At 50.1% G+C, this 848-nt stretch carries 2 protein-coding genes and 1 rRNA gene; 1 reads left to right on the top strand and 2 read right to left on the bottom strand.

Annotated features, from left to right (window positions below):
- Positions 1-105: ribosomal RNA gene (rrf, locus tag F1735_RS33895) — 5S ribosomal RNA — on the top strand; the annotation flags it as partial.
- 111 nt (positions 106-216) lie between these two features.
- Here the strand turns inward: rrf and F1735_RS33890 are convergent.
- Positions 217-558, bottom strand: coding sequence for a hypothetical protein (locus F1735_RS33890; RefSeq protein ID WP_167241427.1), 342 nt, complete (start codon positions 556-558; stop codon positions 217-219).
- A 105-nt stretch (positions 559-663) separates the two neighbouring features.
- On the bottom strand, positions 664-848 hold a 185-nt coding region (locus F1735_RS36050; RefSeq protein ID WP_222853183.1), incomplete at its 5' end, for a hypothetical protein.

The raw sequence follows: 848 nt of genomic DNA, 5'->3' as shown, positions 1-848 counted from the left end.
CCATAGTAAATCGGTACCACCCCTTCCCATCCCGAACAGGACCGTGAAACGATTTTACGCCGATGATAGTGCTGCAACCAGTGTGAAAGTAGGTCATCGTCAGGCTAGTTATAAGAAGAAAACCCCGCAGAAATGTGGGGTTTTTTTTCGTCCGCGTTTTTGTTGGAGATCGCCAGGTGATCCGGGATGCCCTGGCGACAGGTCATGAGCACGAGCCTATTTCACGATCGTCAGCTGCTTCACAATTTCAACACGGTCATCTCGATCAGGGCCGGCGATCCGATCACGATTGCGTTCAATTTTGTACTCCAATATCACCTTAGCTCCCTTGAATTTTTTCTTCAGAGAATGCCCTCCGTAGCCGTCGTTATCTTCCTCCAGCAATTGCTTGCATACATCCGTCACGCAGTAGGCGCTGACTTCCTTGCCATCGGTGGTGCGGATAGTCACACCGTTGTTGTCGCTACCGCCTGCGGCAATCAGTTTGCCGGAGACCGTGGTGGCAAGTACTACCTGGGGCAGAGCAAGCAGCACAGCGAAAAGATAAGGACGTTTCATGTGAATCTTTCTGGCAAATAAGTATCAAGATGTCCATTATTGCAGACTTAAACGCCATCTCAGCAGGAAACCCAACAAATTCCTTGCTAGTGAGCAGCGCCTTTGCTATAGTTCGCCTCCCCGCTGAAGCGCTAGCGAAATCAAGTAGTTGGCAGACAGTCCTGGGGCGTTTCGAAAGAAGCGAAGTAGCAAAAAGAGGTTGACGAGAAACGCGAAACGCTGCATAATCTCACCTCTCTGCTGCAACGAACACAACGCTTCGTACCATGCGGCAAGATAGAAATACCGAA

The organism is Massilia genomosp. 1 (assembly GCF_011682185.1).
GTDB classification, from domain to species: Bacteria; Pseudomonadota; Gammaproteobacteria; order Burkholderiales; family Burkholderiaceae_D; genus Telluria_A; species Telluria_A rubra.
This window is presented reverse-complemented; position numbering and strand designations above follow the sequence as displayed.